This window comes from Peribacillus sp. NPDC046944 (assembly GCF_050272735.1).
Lineage (GTDB): Bacteria > Bacillota > Bacilli > Bacillales > DSM-1321 > Peribacillus.
Genome location: NZ_JBNNML010000018.1, coordinates 1 through 15,562 on the forward strand (window position 1 = coordinate 1; position 15,562 = coordinate 15,562).

Annotated in this window: 16 protein-coding genes; 12 read left to right on the forward strand and 4 right to left on the reverse strand. The window is 41.1% G+C overall.

Translation table 11 applies throughout. From position 1 onward, the window contains the following. Positions 1–165 precede the first annotated feature (165 nt). Complete coding sequence (locus tag ACQKIC_RS19730; RefSeq protein ID WP_402955769.1) at positions 166–876, forward strand: EcsC family protein; 711 nt, start codon at positions 166–168, stop codon at positions 874–876. Between the two features lie 96 nt (positions 877–972). After that, on the forward strand, positions 973–1,413 hold the full coding sequence (locus ACQKIC_RS19735; protein WP_402867719.1) for a cell wall hydrolase: 441 nt from the start codon (positions 973–975) through the stop codon (positions 1,411–1,413). 124 nt (positions 1,414–1,537) lie between these two features. On the opposite strand, the gene ACQKIC_RS19740 is transcribed toward ACQKIC_RS19735, so the two are convergent. Further along, on the reverse strand, positions 1,538–2,752 hold the full coding sequence (locus ACQKIC_RS19740; protein ID WP_402955772.1) for a M20 family metallopeptidase: 1,215 nt from the start codon (positions 2,750–2,752) through the stop codon (positions 1,538–1,540). 94 nt (positions 2,753–2,846) lie between these two features. Between ACQKIC_RS19740 and ACQKIC_RS19745 the strand changes: the two genes are divergently transcribed. Then, complete coding sequence (locus ACQKIC_RS19745; RefSeq protein WP_427592194.1) at positions 2,847–3,488, forward strand: phosphatase PAP2 family protein; 642 nt, start codon at positions 2,847–2,849, stop codon at positions 3,486–3,488. Positions 3,489–3,585: 97 nt separating this feature from the next. Here ACQKIC_RS19745 and ACQKIC_RS19750 read toward each other — a convergent pair whose 3' ends face one another. Then, complete coding sequence (locus ACQKIC_RS19750) at positions 3,586–4,104, reverse strand: antibiotic biosynthesis monooxygenase family protein (protein ID WP_402955778.1); 519 nt, start codon at positions 4,102–4,104, stop codon at positions 3,586–3,588. Between the two features lie 281 nt (positions 4,105–4,385). Between ACQKIC_RS19750 and hemE the strand changes: the two genes are divergently transcribed. From hemE to ACQKIC_RS19770, 4 genes are all read left to right on the forward strand, one after another. Beyond that, the gene (gene hemE, locus ACQKIC_RS19755; protein ID WP_402956036.1) at positions 4,386–5,429 is read left to right on the forward strand and encodes a uroporphyrinogen decarboxylase; all 1,044 of its coding nucleotides are present in this window, start codon (positions 4,386–4,388) and stop codon (positions 5,427–5,429) included. A gap of 73 nt (positions 5,430–5,502) precedes the next feature. Continuing rightward, positions 5,503–6,435, forward strand: coding sequence for a ferrochelatase (hemH, locus tag ACQKIC_RS19760; RefSeq protein ID WP_402955781.1), 933 nt, complete (start codon positions 5,503–5,505; stop codon positions 6,433–6,435). Positions 6,436–6,456: 21 nt separating this feature from the next. Then, positions 6,457–7,896, forward strand: coding sequence for a protoporphyrinogen oxidase (gene hemY / locus ACQKIC_RS19765; protein ID WP_427592193.1), 1,440 nt, complete (start codon positions 6,457–6,459; stop codon positions 7,894–7,896). Between the two features lie 142 nt (positions 7,897–8,038). After that, the gene (locus ACQKIC_RS19770) at positions 8,039–8,614 is read left to right on the forward strand and encodes a TetR/AcrR family transcriptional regulator (protein ID WP_402867725.1); all 576 of its coding nucleotides are present in this window, start codon (positions 8,039–8,041) and stop codon (positions 8,612–8,614) included. Between the two features lie 164 nt (positions 8,615–8,778). Here ACQKIC_RS19770 and yhfH read toward each other — a convergent pair whose 3' ends face one another. Next, positions 8,779–8,907 (reverse strand): protein YhfH, encoded by a 129-nt coding sequence (gene yhfH / locus ACQKIC_RS19775; protein WP_402867726.1) that lies wholly within the window; start codon positions 8,905–8,907, stop codon positions 8,779–8,781. Positions 8,908–9,077: 170 nt separating this feature from the next. Here yhfH and ACQKIC_RS19780 point away from each other — a divergent pair, with 170 nt between their 5' ends. The 4 genes from ACQKIC_RS19780 to ACQKIC_RS19795 all read left to right on the forward strand — a co-directional run bounded on the left by ACQKIC_RS19780 (position 9,078) and on the right by ACQKIC_RS19795 (position 13,288). Next, positions 9,078–9,812 carry an MBL fold metallo-hydrolase gene (locus tag ACQKIC_RS19780; RefSeq protein WP_402867727.1) on the forward strand — a complete coding sequence of 245 codons (735 nt, stop codon included), beginning with the start codon at positions 9,078–9,080 and terminating at the stop codon, positions 9,810–9,812. Between the two features lie 51 nt (positions 9,813–9,863). Further along, on the forward strand, positions 9,864–10,853 hold the full coding sequence (locus ACQKIC_RS19785) for a lipoate--protein ligase (RefSeq protein ID WP_402868530.1): 990 nt from the start codon (positions 9,864–9,866) through the stop codon (positions 10,851–10,853). A gap of 184 nt (positions 10,854–11,037) precedes the next feature. Beyond that, a complete protein-coding gene (locus ACQKIC_RS19790) occupies positions 11,038–12,582 on the forward strand; it encodes a fatty acid--CoA ligase family protein (protein WP_427592192.1) in 1,545 nt (514 codons plus the stop codon). 178 nt (positions 12,583–12,760) lie between these two features. Then, on the forward strand, positions 12,761–13,288 hold the full coding sequence (locus ACQKIC_RS19795; protein WP_427592191.1) for an HD domain-containing protein: 528 nt from the start codon (positions 12,761–12,763) through the stop codon (positions 13,286–13,288). A gap of 82 nt (positions 13,289–13,370) precedes the next feature. Here ACQKIC_RS19795 and ACQKIC_RS19800 read toward each other — a convergent pair whose 3' ends face one another. Beyond that, the gene (locus tag ACQKIC_RS19800; RefSeq protein WP_427592190.1) at positions 13,371–13,958 is read right to left on the reverse strand and encodes an SCO family protein; all 588 of its coding nucleotides are present in this window, start codon (positions 13,956–13,958) and stop codon (positions 13,371–13,373) included. Between the two features lie 193 nt (positions 13,959–14,151). On the opposite strand from ACQKIC_RS19800, the gene ACQKIC_RS19805 reads away from it, so the two are divergent. Then, positions 14,152–15,417: a M48 family metallopeptidase gene (locus tag ACQKIC_RS19805; protein WP_427592189.1), complete on the forward strand. Its 1,266-nt coding sequence runs from the start codon at positions 14,152–14,154 to the stop codon at positions 15,415–15,417. Positions 15,418–15,562: the final 145 nt, after the last annotated feature.

The following is a 15,562-nucleotide window of genomic DNA, read 5'->3' on the forward strand; positions in this document are numbered from 1 at the left end:
TCAGTAAATTATTATAGAAATAGAAAAACAGGTGGAGAAAAACAACTCGTTTTTCTCCACCTGTTTTATTTTAGGGACTTATTAGACAGCCCCTTCATTTTTTTTGTGAAATGAAAGCTAAAACTTATATGGATGGTATATACATGAAATATGGAGGTGGGAAATATGGATGCATACGAGCAAAAGGCGCTATCTGAACTCGCCTCATGGATAAAGAAAGTCAATAAGAAGTCAGGCAAGTTTGAGAGGGTTTCCAAACAGGTTCAACTCAAAGTGAACAGTTATATTCCGTCAAGGGTTCATAAAGTGATTTCCGAGAGCATTAGAAGCATGGTGGGGGCTGTGTTGTCAGGATCTAAGTATATATCCAAAGAAAAAAACGTCATGCTGTTATCTTTGCAACAAAAGGAAGAGTGGGTAAAAGAAAAGGTCACGAGCCATCGAAGAACGGCGGTCATTGAAGGGGTGGGGACGGGTGCTGCAGGCCTATTGGTTGGGATGGTCGATTTCCCCCTGCTGTTAAGCATAAAAATGAAGCTGTTATTCGAGATTTCCCGCCTATATGGATTCGACCCAAACGAATATGAAGAACGCTTGTTCATCCTTCATGTCTTCCAAATGGCTTTTTCAAGCGAGAAAAAGAAAATGGAGACTTTAAGGGTCATTCAGGAATGGAATAGGGGAAATCACCCGGAAATCAATTGGCAGGATTTTCAGCAAGAATATCGCGATTATATTGATGTGGTCAAAATGTTCCAGCTTGTTCCGGGGTTTGGCGCGGCCGTCGGTGCCTATGCAAACCACCATTTACTTGAACAGCTTGGGGAGACGGCGATCAATTGTTATCGAATTCGTCTTTTATCCAGTAAAGAATGATTAGAGTACCCGTCGGTTTCTATTTAAAACTTCGTTTCACTTTTATGAACAGACATGAATATAGTTATTTTTCATACTATATATTGAGGTGAAAACATGCCAAGAGTAACTTACCGAAGTTCGGATGTAGATTTAATGGCAAGGATGATGAGGGCAGAGGCCGAAGGTGAAGGGCTCCAGGGGATGTTATATGTCGGGAATGTCATTGTGAATCGTGCTGTAGCAGATTGTTTGGACTTTAAAAATGTTAGAACAATCCCTGAAGTCGTCTATCAGGTTCAAGGAGGGAATTATTCTTTCGAAGCGGTTCAAAAAGGAAATGTATTTTATCAAAGATCGAGAGAGGCTGAAAGAAGATTAGCAAAAAGGAATTTGGAAAGTTGGAGAGAACACCCAGCGAAATATGCTCTTTGGTACTTTAATCCATATGCTGCGTGCCCTCCAACATGGTATGACCAGCCTTTCACCGGCCAATTTAAAAATCACTGTTTTTATGAACCAAAACCTGGAACATGTGAAAGTGTTTATATGGGATAGTTTTTGGATGTTCCGTCCATGTTACAGTTTTTTAAAGAACACCCTTGTAGGTGCTTCATTTCGTGCAAAAGGGAACCCCTGGAATTAATGGGGTTCCCTTTTGCTGTTCCCGGTAAGTCAATGCCTATCCTTTATTCATAATGGTGTCTTGTTCTTGGTGGGGTTGTTTTTTCTTATGATAAGTGATTGCCGCGTTACCTAATGTTTTGGCAGCTATAAGCATGGCCCGTTCATCAAAGTCGAATAGGGGATGATGGTGTGGATAAGTAGGGTCTTTTCGTGGTTGGGCACCAGTAAAGAAGAATGTTCCTTTAACATTCTGTAAATAATAAGAAAAGTCTTCACCTGTCATATTTGGCTCAACTTCCTCTAGGAATTGGACTTCTTTGATTGAGCTGGTGCAATCGATAAGGAACCTGGTCTCCTCTTCATGGGTGACGACCGCTGGATAGCCTTGATGGAATTGGTAGTCATAGGTGCAATCGGCAGAAAGGCAAATCCCTTTAACGACCCTTTCTATTTCTTCACGAATGAAAGAACGGACACCTTCTTTGAAAGTTCGGACTGTCCCAACTATCTTTGCTTTGTCTGCAATGACGTTAAAGGCATTATCCGCGACGAAGGAACCGATGGTGATGACGGCTGAATCCAATGGGTTAATGCGACGACTGACGATTTGCTGTAAAGCGACCACGAGCTGGGAGGCAGTCACGATGGCATCCCGTGTATTATGAGGTTGTGCACCATGTCCTCCTTGACCTTGTACCAGGATTTCAAAACGGTCGGCTGCCGCCATTAGCGGACCATATGCGTATTGAATGGTTCCTGTCGGGGCCGTTGCCCATAAATGAGTGCCAAAAATCACGTCCACCCCATTTAAACAGCCTGCTTCGATCATTGGTTTAGCCCCGCCTGGAGCATATTCCTCTGCATGCTGATGGATAAACACATATTCACCTTCCAATTCATCCCTCAGTGCATAAAGGGTCTTGGCAAGAACCAGAAGAGTCGCGGTATGGCCATCATGTCCACAGGCATGCATGACGCCAGGAACGGTGGACTTATAAGGAACTTCCTTTTCATCCTGAATGGGAAGTCCGTCAAAATCGGCTCGCAATGCAACGGTCTTACCGGGTTTACTACCATAGATTTTTGCCACTACTCCGTTTCCCCCGACGTTGGTTCGAACATCTATCCCTAGTTTCCGATAAAACTCGGCGATAAAGGCAGCTGTTTTGGTTTCATGAAAGGAGAGCTCAGGATATTGGTGAAGGTATCGTCGGATCGATACCATCTCCCCGTAGGACTCCTCGAGAAGAACATCTAATTGTTCAATCATCACAAAACTCCTAATCATTGGATTATTTGTAAATAGTATATCATAATTGGAGGGAGTAAAAGGGGAATCGGTCATACATAAAGGAGCATTTATCATGATTAAATATTCGAAGCTTGCTGCCATACTAATATGCTTGTTCATTTTCATTATGATCATGAACGAAGTAGAAAAAGGAGTCATATTACCCTTTGACAGTACTATTTCGAGAATCTTTACAGGGGTGGAAACTACATATTGGTTTCCTTTTTTTAAAACAATCACATATCTCGGTTCATCCATTTTTATAGGTTGTGGCAGTCTTGTTCTCGTTCTATATTTATGGTTTGGAAAGAAGGATTACACGGCGATGGCAGTCGTCTCGATAGGAGTGGCTGGAGGCGACCTCTTAAAGAGATTGATAAAGAAATGGATCCAAAGAGATCGTCCTGAATATAGCTTGGTGGAAGCTCCGGGTTTCAGTTTTCCAAGCGGGCATTCCATGGTAGGGATGATCTTTTATTGTATGGTTGCTTATTTCACCATTAAAGCAATAAAGTCCAAATCACTGAAATGGGTAGCCGGCATTGGATTTCTTTTACTAATCCTTCTCATCGGAATGAGCAGGATTGCCCTTAGAGTCCATTTTCCTACCGATGTCTTGGCTGGCTTTGCCCTCGGTGTGGCGTATAGCGTAGGTTGTCTATCCATATATCATGGGTTGAAGAGGAAAGAGGTTAGGGGAAATGATGGGCCTTGAAAGCAGGGTCAAGGATGATTCGTCCGTTTTTTGCCAGTTTTAAAAAAGAAAAGGCCGATATCCAAAAATGGGTGGCCTTTTCATGTATGGTTGATGCCTATTCATCGGAATCCTTCACTAAAGTGTATTGGGTCAGATAGGCTTCGCCTGAGAACATTTTCTGGCTTGAATTGGTTACCGGGGAATTGGATCCATTATTATGGAAGGCTTGCTTGAAGGAGCTTGAGTTCTTCCAACTTAAAAAATTCGTTTGTTTTTCCCAAATGGTCAAGATGACGTATGTTTCGGAATGGATCGGCCTTAGGATACGAAGGGCGACAAGGCCAGGTTCCTTTTCAATGAAACCAGAAATATTTTTAAAGCGATGCTCGAATACAGGACGGCCCTCTTCGCTGACAGGGATATTGTTCATGACGACATACCCGCTTTCAGGAAGTTCGCCCGTGCCACCCACGACTTCGTATTTACGTGGCGAGGCAAAAATGGTTTTACTTGTTGTCTCATGTAAGAGAACGGTAGTTTCCGCATTTTGCATGAGCAATATTTTTTCAGCTGGATGCTTATCTTTTTTTATTTTCATGAAATTGAATGTGCCTGATGTGATGTATATATTCATATTTTCCCCTCCGGTAGTTAATAGTATTCTCTATACCCATTTTACCCAACAGGTAATGTTTTTACCATGTTCCTTCAACTGGTTTTGTCACTTCGTTTGCTCAGGTTTTTATCGAAAAAGGTCGAATTTCTGACAAATACTTAGGTTGGCTATACTTCTATATTAGAAAAAGCTATAGTTTAAGGAGATTCAATTTGAAATTCAACTACCATCTGATATTCTATGTAAGTGATACATAAAAAAAGGAACGTTGAGTGTGTGAAAGGTGGATATTAATGAGTATGGATATTAAGAATGATACATTTTTAAAAGCTGCTAGAGGAGAGAAAACGGATCATGTGCCAGTTTGGTATATGCGTCAGGCAGGTCGTTCACAGCCGGAATACCGTAAATTGAAGGAAAAGTATTCTCTTTTTGAAATTACACATCAGCCGGAATTATGCGCTTTTGTAACAAGATTGCCTGTTGAACAATATGATGTGGACGCAGCGATTTTATATAAAGATATTATGACACCGCTACCAGCATTGGGCGTGGATGTTGAAATCAAGTCAGGAATTGGTCCAGTCATTTCCAATCCGATACGATCATTGAAAGATGTTGAAAAATTAGGGGAATTGACTCCGGAAGAAGATATTCCTTATGTATTGGATACGATTAAATTATTGACGAACGAACAATTGACTGTCCCATTGATAGGGTTTTCTGGTGCACCGTTTACGATCGCTTCCTATATGATTGAGGGCGGCCCATCGAAAAACTATAATAAGACGAAAGCATTCATGTATTCCGAGCCAAAAGCATGGTTTGCGTTAATGGACAAGTTAGCGGAAATGATCATTGTCTATGTGAAGGCACAGATTAAAGCTGGCGTTAAAGCCGTGCAAATCTTCGACTCATGGGTAGGTGCTTTAAATGTCGAGGATTATAGGGTGTTCATCAAACCTATCATGAATCGTATATTCACTTCGTTACGTGAGGAAAATGTACCGCTAATCATGTTCGGTGTCGGGGCAAGCCACTTGGCATTGGAATGGAATGACCTTCCTATCGATGTAGTAGGACTGGATTGGAGATTACCTATTTCACAAGCAAGGGAAATGGGTATTCAAAAAACGGTTCAGGGGAACCTGGATCCTGCCATTTTATTATCATCATGGGATATCATAGAGGAACGGGCTAAACAAATCCTTGATCAAGGCATGCAACAGGATGGCTATATCTTCAATTTGGGACATGGAGTATTTCCTGATGTGAACCCGGAAACATTGAAGAAGTTGACCGCTTTTATACATGAATATTCATCAAGCATGAAAAAAGGCTGAGCGAATCATTTGAACGTAATGGCTAAAAGATGCAAAATAGATTAATCGAAATTTTCTAAAGAGGTGTAATTTCATGACAACGAAAAAAATGGGCCTTTTAGTCATGGCTTATGGAACTCCGTACACAGAAGAAGATATTGAAAGATACTATACGCATATCCGTCACGGAAGAAGACCGAGTGATGAATTAATGGATGACCTTAAAGGGAGATATAAAGCAATTGGAGGTTTGTCCCCCCTTGCAAAGATTACAGCAGGACAAGCTGAAGCGCTTGAAAAACAATTGAACTCCATCCAGGACGACATTGAATTCAAGGCTTATTTGGGCCTTAAGCATATCGAGCCATTCGTCGAGGACGCGGTTAAACAAATGCATGATGACGGCATCACGGAGGCTGTCAGTATCGTATTGGCACCCCATTTTTCAACTTTCAGTGTGAAGTCCTACAATGGACGGGCACAGGATGAAGCGGCCAAATATGGCATGAGCATTCAATCCGTTGAAAGCTGGTACGATGAGCCGAAATTCATCCAGTATTGGGTCGATCAATTAAAAGGCGTAATCGGGAAAATGACTTCAGAAGAACGTGATAATTATGCGTTGATCGTTTCGGCACACAGTCTTCCGGAAAAGATTCTACAATTGGGGGACCCATATCCGAAGCAGCTTGAAGAAACGGCAAAATTGATTGCCGAGGGTGCAGGTGTCTCCAATTATGCGGTAGGTTGGCAAAGTGCTGGACAGACGCCAGAACCTTGGCTTGGCCCTGACGTTCAAGATCTTACAAGAGACCTTTATCATGAAAAAGGATTTAAGGCTTTCATTTACATTCCTGTAGGATTTGTAGCGGAGCATCTTGAAGTCCTATACGATAATGATTATGAGTGTAAAGTGGTTACTGAGGAAATCGGGGCTGGATATTACCGTCCGGATATGCCAAATGTAAAACCGGCATTTATCGATGCCTTGGCTACCATTGTTTTAAATAAGCTGGATGAGAAATAATTTTTAAAAAGAGGGCGATGAATGGTGGATCAGCCTATAAAAACGATTGCCATAATCGGCGGAGGGATAACCGGACTTGCTTCAGCTTATTATCTTCAAAAAAGGTTGAGGCAGGAAGGTCTTCCTCATGAAGTGCTTTTAATAGAAGCTGACCCTCGCTTGGGCGGGAAAATAAAGACCACCGTAAAGGATGGCTTTATCATCGAAAGAGGACCAGAATCATTTCCAGCCCAGAATTCACATGTAGTCCGCCTAGCGAGAGAAGTAGGTATGGAGGAACAGCTTGTAAGCATGAAGGATGGCAGTCTTTCCGTGTTAGTACGGGAAACGCTCTATCCTTTACCAAAGGGTACTTTAATAGGAATTCCGATGAAACTTGCTCCCTTTTTAAGGACCCAATCCATCAGTCTTTTCGGAAAGTTGAGAGCTGTGGCTGATTTAATCCTGCCTCGTTCTAAAGAAAAGAAGGATCAGTCGTTTGGCGGTTTCATCAGAAGGCGACTGGGTGATGAGGTATTTGAGAACCTAACAGAACCGGTGTTATCGAACATTGTTGCGGGGGATCTGGACGGAATCAGTCTAATTTCCACGTTTCCTGATTTCTACGAAACCCAGCAAAAACATCGTAGTCTCATCATGGGCTTGAAGAAAAATACCGCTTCCAAGGAACATTCCACGACAAGAAGTGACCAGCAAACGTTTAAGGCAGGGATGGAGTCGTTCATTCAGGCAATAGAAGGAAAACTGGCCCCTGAAACTATCCTTAAGGGCGTAAGGGTAAGGGAAATTGACAAAGTGAACGATGAATACGTCATTCAATTGAATAATAATTCTACGGTTCATGCCGCCTCAGTCATTGTGGCAACGCCCCATCAGGCTAGCTATAACATGTTTGCGAATTACCCCTACTTTGATATGCTAAGGGAAATGTCAGCCATCAGTGTGGCTACAATCTCTTTGGCATTCGATGAAGACGCATTTAATATGGAATTAAGGGGTAGCGGTTTTGTGGTGTCCCGAAACAGTGATTATACAGTTACTTGCTGTTCATACACTCATAAGAAGTGGCCACATATGACACCGGCCGGAAAAATTCTACTTCGCTGTTACATCGGACGCTCCGGTGACGAAACGGTGGTAGACTTATCAGATGAAGAAATCATAAGGATTGTATTGGATGATCTGAACAAGACGATGTCGATAACCAAGGAACCTGACTTTGCATTGATCAGTCGATGGAAAAAGACCATGCCGCAGTATACGGTCGGTCATAAAGAAAAGGTTGAACAGTTAAAGAAAAGCATCAGAACTGAACTACCCGGTGTCTTTCTTGCCGGCAGTTCTTATGATGGTTTCAGTTTGCCAGACTGCATCGGTCAATCCGAGAAAGTGGTGAAGGAGGTCTTTGACTTCATTCAACAAGTCGATGCCACTCCCATAAAAACAGTGTCTGTCCATTGATGGGTAGTCACTGTTTTATTGATAAACGGGAAGGCCAGTGAATCATATATTGGTAAATCGATTGAATTACAAGAGATGTTTTGGTAAGATATAATAGAACTTATTGACCGTTTCTTTATTTTGGTCAGATTTGGGGTGAGGAATGTCTGTTGATCGTAAAAAATTGATTTTAGAAGCTGCTACTAAATCCTTTTCTCTCTTTGGATACAAGGCAACGACGATGGATCAAGTAGCTAAAATTGCCAATGTTGGTAAAGGTACGATCTATACCTTTTATAAGAATAAAGAAGAGCTGTTCAAAGAAATTGTCCAACGGATGATAGAGGAAATGAAGTATGAAGCTGAACAATCCTTCGATCAAGAATTACCCTTCTTCGAGAATCTGCATAGAGCTGTGTATCGTATTCTGGAATTCAGGCAGGAACATCAATTATCCTTGAAACTTCTTCAGGAAGAAAGGGAAATTGGGACGCCGGCTGTTCAGGATATGGTGAATGAAATGGAAGAAGCCATAGTGTCGTATATTAAAGAAAAACTAATAGCGGCGATTGAAAAGGGTTACATTCAGGACTGTGACCCGGAGATAACCGCTTTCCTCATGTTAAAAATGTATCTTGCCCTCATTTTTGATTGGGAACGGTATCATGAACCATTAGGGAAAGAAGAAATTGCCGAGTTATTCAAAGTATATTTATTCAAAGGGTTATCAGTTACTTGATAATTCTTTTTTTTGTCTTTTGACCTACATACCTGTGTTCATCTGTTGTAAAAGAACAGATAAAAAGACGATTCCAAAAAAGGAATTGTCTTTTTATCTGGGGATAGGTCAGTTGGTGTAACCCTATATGGATCATCCTACTGGATGGTAAAACACTTAAACTCTCATTCTCCAGTAAGGCAATGATCACATTGGTTTCCGTAACATTCGTGCTGTTCTTCAATTTTCTTTCCACAATCCACACACTGCTTTGGAGGTAAGTTTCTAAAGAACTCTACGCTACTTTGAATCATGAACATCATCTCCTGAATTTTTTTATTAATCTGATTTCTATAGATTTATTGTATTATAACAGAGTGATAATGTCAACGAATGTTTTATAACATATATGAAAAAGATGAAATGAGGGGGAGAATAGTTTATATTTATGGGGAAGTCATGAGAGAATAAAGGAGTGCCAAAGATGAAAATCACCGTAATTGGCTGCTGGGGCGGCTACCCAGCTAAAAATGAGGCAAGTTCCGGCTATTTGCTTGAATATGAAGATTTTCGCATTCTGCTCGATTGTGGAAGCGGTGTTTTATCGCAGCTACAAAATCACATGAAACCCGAAGAACTTGATGCGGTCGTGCTATCACATTATCACCCAGACCATGTAGCGGATATTGGCGTCTTACAGCATGCGGCACTAATACAGCAAATCTTGGGCAGTGAAAAAAGGACCATTCCTATATATGGCCATGATTTGGATACTACGGAATTCGAAAAGTTAACATATAAGGATATTACAAATGGAGTGGCCTATTCCACTGATGAACCTTTAACGATTGGACCGTGCACTTTTACTTTTATGAAGACGAAACATCCTGTGCCATGCTTTGCCATGAGAATCGAAGCTGAAGATCATGCCCTTGTTTATACGGGGGATAGTGCCTATATGGATGAATTGGCTGAATTTGCGAAGGACGCCAATGTTTTATTGTGTGAAAGTAATTTTTACAGCAACATGGACGGCACGAAGGCTGGTCATATGACGGCAAGGGAAGCGGGAATGCTCGCCGATAAGGCCGACGCCCAACTTTTGTTGTTGACCCACCTCCCACATTATGGAGACCTCAACCAACTCAAAAAAGAGGCTTCCGAGGTTTTTAAACGGGAAATTGCTATAGCCAAAAGCAATCTTGAATTTCAATTATAAAAATATTTGAACGAACAAATGGATGAAGAACGCCGACAAGGGGGAGCTACGTTGCTTTTTATTGATAATAAAGGTATTACAGATCCACAGATTAATTTAGCTATTGAAGAATATGCGCTCAAACACTTGAATATTGATGAAACTTTTCTTTTATTCTACATAAACCGTCCGTCCATCATTATCGGGAGGAACCAAAATACGATAGAGGAAATCAATTCGGATTATGTTGAAGAAAACGGGATTACCGTTGTCCGCCGACTTTCAGGGGGAGGGGCTGTTTATCATGATTTGGGGAATCTTAATTTCAGCTTCATCACGAAAGATGATGGGGACAGCTTTCATAATTTCAAAAAATTCACTGAGCCGGTCGTTCAGACGCTCGAAAAATTGGGAATACATGCTGAACTAAGCGGACGTAATGATATCCTCGCCGAAGGAAAGAAAATTTCCGGTAATGCGATGTTTTCAACGAAAGGCAGGATGTTCAGTCACGGTACCTTGCTGTTTAATTCGGAAATGGACCACATCGTTTCGGCCTTGAAGGTGAAGAAAGATAAAATTGAGTCAAAGGGCATTAAATCGATTAGGAGCCGGGTTGGAAATATTGCCGACTTTCTTAAAGAACCGATGTCAGTGGAAGAATTCCGTTCTTTCCTTTTGAAGAATATTTTTGAAGATAGTGAAGTCATTCCGGAGTACGTTCTAACAGAGGACGACTGGAAAAGAATCCACGAGATCTCAAAAGAAAGATATCAAAACTGGGAATGGAACTACGGGAAGTCCCCTAAATTCAATGTGCAGAATTCTCATAGATTCCCCGTTGGATCGGTGGATATCCGTCTAGAAGTGAGCAAGGGAATCATTAGGAACTGCAAAATTTATGGTGACTTTTTCGGAGTGGGGGAAGTTACGGATATCGAGCAAAAACTGATCGGAGTCCGGTATGAAAAGGAATCGATTAATCGTATTTTAGATGAAATTGATGTCCACCATTATTTTGGCAATGTAACAAAAGAAGAAATTTTAGCACTCATCTTTTAATGATTGAAAAAGCTGTCCTCGTAAATGGGGACGGCTTTTGTGTCTAATTATGACAATAATTGCTTAAAAATGGATATAATTGTTGATGTTGGTTCTTTCTTTTACTATAATAAAAGTGTATTTAGTTTGCGTTAAAAATGAATGACTGCTCATTCATGCTATGTACACAGGGGGAGGGAGAACGATGAATTTATCTGAACAGCTTCATCAAACAGCTTTAATAAAGGCTGATAAGCCAGCTTATTACTTTATGGATCAATCCACTTCATATAGAGAACTGGATGCGGCCGTATCAAAGTTTGCAGACGAACTACATAAGCTTGGTGTCTCAAAAGGTGATAATATTGCCTTGCTTCTCGGCAATTCTCCACATTTCATTATTTCGATGTATGGCGCACTACGAACAGGGGCCACTGTCATACCTGTTAATCCAATCTATTCGCCAGATGAAATCGGGTATATATTGAATAACGGTGATGTCAAGGTAGTGGTGGCTTTAGACAAGCTTTCACCATTATTGGAGAAGTTGAATCCGATACTTTCAAGTGTTGAGAATTACGTCATTTGTGAAACGCAACCAGATAATGGGGAGATGAGTAAACTTAGCATTTACCCTAAAATGAAATCGTTTACACAGATGATAGCATCAGGGGATGTCCAGTTCAAAGGACCCGATTTAGATCCGGAAGACACAGCCATTATTCTATACACGTCGGGGACTACTGGAAAACCAAAAGGCGCCATGCTATCCCATAAGAACATCTACTCGAATGCACACGATACGGGTGAGTACTTAAACATTACGGAAGATGACCGTGTGGTGACAACGTTGCCCATGTTTCATGTATTCAGCCTGACTGTCGTCGTGAATGCCCCATTATTAAGCGGGGGCACACTGTTAATCGTTCCACAATTCAGTCCGAAGGAAATTTTCAGGCTAATCAAAAAATATGAGGCGACGGTCTTTGCTGGTGTTCCTACCATGTATAATTTCCTGCTTCAATATCCTGATGGTACGGCTGAAGAACTTGAATCATTACGTTTTTGCATTTCGGGAGGCTCGGCTTTGCCTGTATCCCTTCTTGAATCCTTCGAGAAAAAATTCAATGTGAATATCTCAGAAGGGTATGGTTTATCCGAAGCTTCTCCCGTAACCTGCTTCAACCCCTTGGATCGCCCAAGGAAAGCAGGCTCGATTGGAACCAATATAGTCAATGTCGAAAATAAAGTCGTGAATGAATTAGGAGAAGAAGTAAGGGTCAATGAAGTTGGCGAGTTAATTGTCAGAGGGCCGAACGTAATGAAGGGGTATTATAAAATGCCTGAAGAATCGGCTGCCGTTTTAAAAGATGGCTGGCTTTATACCGGAGACTTAGCCCGTATGGATGAAGAAGGCTACTTTTTCATTGTGGACCGTAAAAAGGAACTCATTATTGTGGGCGGGTACAATGTTTACCCGCGCGAGGTAGAGGAGGTTCTGTATGCCCATCCCGAAGTCGTGGAAGCGGCAGCGATAGGCGTTCCAGATCCGAATCAGGGCGAAGTCGTCCAATGCTTTGTAGTGAAGAAAAATGACGCGTTGAGTGAGGAAGAATTACTTGCTTATTGTTTAGAGCATTTAGCCAAGTATAAAGTTCCGGCCAAAATCGAGTTTATAGACGAGCTCCCAAAAAATACGACAGGCAAGATCTTGCGTCGTAGCTTAAAAACCCATGTAACCCAAGTGTGAATGATACCTAATTAGATAGGAGACAATGGCCTTATGTGCTATTGTCTTCTTTTTTGTACAGCCGATTTGACTAGTAAATGCATAAATTATATGAACTGAGCCTTTATCTTGCTTATTTTTTTCAAAAGAGATATTATGGTTATTAAAAATTTCCCTAGATGAAAGGAGAAGAGGAAGAATGAGAGATGTAAAACTTTTAGATATATTCACCCACCCCATTGCTCAAAAATACCTGAACCGTTCAGGGATGGCCCATGCAATAGCCGTATCCTATCATGCATTTCATATGGCAAAGGAATACAATGTAGATCCTGATATCGCTGCAAAGGCCGGACTTCTGCATGATATGGGCCACTTCACATGGTACAGCAATGGAAAATGGGACTATGACCTGTATAAACAGAACGACATCCATCCAATCAAAGGGGCTGAGAGAGCCCATAAGTTGTTAATCCGGCTTGGAGAAAACCCGATTAAAGCCAAAACCATTTCCCTCGCGATCCTATTTCACACCGATTCGTTTTTACCTTCAAATGATATAACTCGAACGCCACTTCAGCAGGTCGTCAAATGGGCCGATGAGAAAGATGAAGAAGAAGGCGGAAAACACCATTACCGAAAAATTGATTTCCTGCGTGCAAAAGAAAGCATCATTCAATTAGACACACTCATTGATGAAGAGGAAAGGAAAAAGCTATCATCCTAAGTATTGACGGATGATAGCTTTTTCTATTACAGGAAATAAATTCATGATGAATTTAAGTGTTCGGAGTATTTCATCCTCGGTCTTATTCGACTTCTTTCATAATGGCTTGATAAACCTCATCTTTACCAAAATCATATTCCCCCATGCCGAAAACTTCAACAACACGATTATCAGTATCTAGTAAATAAGTGGCCGTACTATGAACGAATTCCCCGGTCCCCGAATCCCGAAATAGAAAATCGAATTGATCCGTGAGTTTTTTCGTATCCTCGGGTGTACCCCGTAAGAACTCCCACCCTTCCGTTTTGTTCATTTCAAACGCTTGGGCATAAGATTTCATTTTATCTATGGTATCCATTTCCGGATTAAACGTAACGGTCAAAAACTCCACTTCCTTCCCAAAAATATCCTGCTTCACAAGTTCATCCCGAATTTTTTGCATTTGATAGGTGGTGTTTGGACATAAATCTGGACAATCAAGGTATATGAATTCTAATAGGCGAACTTTGGGCTTTAAATTGGAGAAGCTGTATGTACCCCCGTCATGGGTATTCATCGTAATTTCTTCGGGTAACGCCATTTTTGCCTGGCGGTACTCTGTAAAATAGTAGATGCCCGATCCAATTCCAATGACCAATAATGTAGTGAAAATAATATAAATCTTTTTCATCGTATCTTCCACCTCAACTCTGATATTCTACCTTCACTATACAGGATGAAATTCCTATAGATGGAATGAAATTGGGTGTAATCATGAACATTTATGGACAATTATTTATCAAAGGGATTGGAAATACGGTTCTAACCTGTCCATTTTGGATTAAACTATAAAAAAGGCACGATTGTTTTAAAGGAGGGGCTTCATGGTAAGGAAATGGGCTGGAAGAGCGATTCTTATATATATCCTTTTTGTGGCCGTTATGTTTTGGTATATATTCTATGGTGCAGATACGGCAATCCCTCAGGCATTGCGCGGTACGGCGGCCGATCCTGCAGAATTTCTAAGCGCCAGGGAGCTTCAACTTAGTGAGGAGTATTCCGGGCTGCGAAACTTCATCTTTTTTGTTGCGACTCCGTATGAATGGCTAATGTATTTTTTCATACTTTTATTTGGACTTTCAAGGGGTTTTGAAAAATCGGCTACCACGATTTCTAAACGAAAAGGAATTCAAACGACCATATATCTATTTTGGCTCTCATTGATTTCCTATGTAGCGTTGTTTCCAATCAGCTTCATGGGCTATCACATGAGTAGACGGTATCATATAAGCACTCAGAGTTTTTCTTCATGGATGAAAGACGATATCATCGATTTTTGGGTAAATTTCGGTACGATGTTCATCATCGTTTCCGTGCTATATTGGCTGATGAAAAAAAGTGCAAAGAAATGGTGGCTTTATGCCTGGTTACTATCCATTCCCTTTACCTTATTTCTCATGTTTGTCCAACCGGTATTAATCGACCCTTTGTATAATGATTTTTATCCACTGAAAAATAAAGAGTTGGAAACTGAAATCTTAGCACTTGCAAAGAGAGCAGATATTCCCGCAGAACATGTATACGAAGTGAATATGGCAGAAAAAACAAATGCTCTCAACGCCTATGTAACGGGAATAGGTTCGAACTCCAGGATCGTTCTTTGGGATACCACATTAAACAGGCTGGACGAAGATGAAATCTTGTTCATTATGGCACATGAAATGGCTCATTATGTGGAGAAGCATATTTATATCGGGATAGCAGGATATATCGGCATGACATTGGTGGGGCTATGGCTGACAGCAAAAATCATGAACTACGTCATAAGGCGATGGGGCCATTTACTTAAGGTACGATCCGTTGATCGAATCGCTTCATTGCCTCTTTTTCTCTTGATTATCTCTGTACTGCTGTTTGTTTCCAGCCCGCTATCGAACTATGTATCCCGTTACCAGGAAACGAGAGCGGACCGGTATGCGATTGAAATGACAGAAGACCATGAGGCTGCCATCACTTCATTCCAGGAACTTACGAGGTCAGGGCTTAGCCAGGTGAACCCTCCGCTCCTGGTAAAATGGCTTCGTTATTTACATCCCACGATGCTTGAAAGAATATCTACGATAGAAAATGAGGAAACAACGGGTGATTGAAAGCTAGCTTAACAGGCTGGCTTTTTTTCTTGCCTAACTTCAGGAAAAAGGAAAATTCTGAGTTTATTTTCAGAAAAAACTATCATTTTATAAATTTACCGTTCTCTACTATAATAAATGAAAATTCCCAGTGCGTTTTTAAGGA

Excerpts from the sequence above, each read along its gene's own strand:
- ACQKIC_RS19730 (WP_402955769.1), top strand. The coding sequence starts at position 166 with ATGGATGCATACGAGCAAAAGGCGCTATCTGAACTCGCCTCATGGATA.
- ACQKIC_RS19735 (WP_402867719.1), top strand. The coding sequence starts at position 973 with ATGCCAAGAGTAACTTACCGAAGTTCGGATGTAGATTTAATGGCAAGG.
- ACQKIC_RS19740 (WP_402955772.1), bottom strand. The coding sequence starts at position 2,752 with ATGATTGAACAATTAGATGTTCTTCTCGAGGAGTCCTACGGGGAGATG.
- ACQKIC_RS19745 (WP_427592194.1), top strand. The coding sequence starts at position 2,847 with ATGATTAAATATTCGAAGCTTGCTGCCATACTAATATGCTTGTTCATT.
- ACQKIC_RS19750 (WP_402955778.1), bottom strand. The coding sequence starts at position 4,104 with ATGAATATATACATCACATCAGGCACATTCAATTTCATGAAAATAAAA.
- hemE (WP_402956036.1), top strand. The coding sequence starts at position 4,386 with ATGGATATTAAGAATGATACATTTTTAAAAGCTGCTAGAGGAGAGAAA.
- hemH (WP_402955781.1), top strand. The coding sequence starts at position 5,503 with ATGACAACGAAAAAAATGGGCCTTTTAGTCATGGCTTATGGAACTCCG.
- hemY (WP_427592193.1), top strand. The coding sequence starts at position 6,457 with ATGGTGGATCAGCCTATAAAAACGATTGCCATAATCGGCGGAGGGATA.
- ACQKIC_RS19770 (WP_402867725.1), top strand. The coding sequence starts at position 8,039 with ATGTCTGTTGATCGTAAAAAATTGATTTTAGAAGCTGCTACTAAATCC.
- yhfH (WP_402867726.1), bottom strand. The coding sequence starts at position 8,907 with ATGATTCAAAGTAGCGTAGAGTTCTTTAGAAACTTACCTCCAAAGCAG.
- ACQKIC_RS19780 (WP_402867727.1), top strand. The coding sequence starts at position 9,078 with ATGAAAATCACCGTAATTGGCTGCTGGGGCGGCTACCCAGCTAAAAAT.
- ACQKIC_RS19790 (WP_427592192.1), top strand. The coding sequence starts at position 11,038 with ATGAATTTATCTGAACAGCTTCATCAAACAGCTTTAATAAAGGCTGAT.
- ACQKIC_RS19795 (WP_427592191.1), top strand. The coding sequence starts at position 12,761 with ATGAGAGATGTAAAACTTTTAGATATATTCACCCACCCCATTGCTCAA.
- ACQKIC_RS19800 (WP_427592190.1), bottom strand. The coding sequence starts at position 13,958 with ATGAAAAAGATTTATATTATTTTCACTACATTATTGGTCATTGGAATT.
- ACQKIC_RS19805 (WP_427592189.1), top strand. The coding sequence starts at position 14,152 with ATGGTAAGGAAATGGGCTGGAAGAGCGATTCTTATATATATCCTTTTT.